Raw genomic sequence first — 1,038 nt, forward strand, 5'->3', positions numbered from 1 at the left:
GAAAACAGAGAAAATAAACGAAAAGGGCAGCGTATGCTGACCTTTTTTGTTGTTCTTAAATCTGTTGATTACGGTTGATGTTACTAAATGGGATTAAAATACGAACTTCAAACTTAAGCCGACTTCGTTGATGTAATCCGAACTTTCACCACTGTAATCTGTATCACGGTATTGGTAATACAAGCCCGTGCCAATCACATCATGCCATTGGTAATTGAAGCCGATTCTGTACTTGTTCTCGTCAACCACATCACTTCGGTTGGCCTGAATCTGTGCTGACACCATCCATTGTTCATTCAAAAGATAGTTTGCACCAATGGTCACCGCTTGAAGAAACTCGGTGTCAGAGGAAATGGTGCTATCCGTTTTTTCATCCGTCGCTTTCGCTTTCAGCGCACCAAGCCCATAAGTACCATAAACGTCCAGTTGGTCGTTAATCCCATAACGATAACCACCACCAAACAACAATCGATCCACACGTAGTGTTAGATCGTCAGGATGGAAAAACTGCGCTGAGTAATCAACATTAAGCAACCAATTATCGGTGATGAGATAATTGCCACCCAATCCCAGCGTGGTCGCATTCGAGTTGTCTAGCCAATCTTTATTGGTCGTACCCGACCCCACATCCAAATAAATGTGCTCATACCCAAATTTTGCAGCTTGTTCCGCTTCCGAAGCGATACTAATTGCGGGCAAAACTACAAGAGGCACAAGCAATAACTGTCTCACCATCTTACTTCCTTTCATGAGAGTCACCTAAAAACTTAACTACAATTGGCAATTTCCATATTAGCCGAATTAACAAAACCTTGTCGCGGGAGATGTCCGAATCTTATGACTCAGTACGAAAAAGCGTGATCCAATAAGATTCTGTCTTAAAACTGCGTTAAGATTACTTTATTATTTGCGAAACAAAAGGCACCCGAATGGATGCAGAACTTCTCGAGATATATAACTTTCTCGCCAAGTACCCCCCTTTCAACGAACTTCCAGAAGAAACTCTGACCAAAGTGACAGAAAGCGTTGAAATCTCTT

General features: G+C 42.0%; 1 protein-coding gene. It reads right to left on the reverse strand.

The window, feature by feature from the left end:
• Positions 1-93: 93 nt before the first annotated feature.
• On the reverse strand, positions 94-735 hold the full coding sequence (locus R7Q47_RS26530; RefSeq protein ID WP_005494765.1) for an outer membrane beta-barrel protein: 642 nt from the start codon (positions 733-735) through the stop codon (positions 94-96).
• Positions 736-1,038 lie beyond the last annotated feature (303 nt).

The sequence above is a fragment of the Vibrio sp. Vb0349 genome, from assembly GCF_033338975.1.

Bases quoted from the DNA above. Each gene is read 5' to 3' on its own strand.
- R7Q47_RS26530 (WP_005494765.1), bottom strand. From the start codon at position 735: ATGGTGAGACAGTTATTGCTTGTGCCTCTTGTAGTTTTGCCCGCAATT.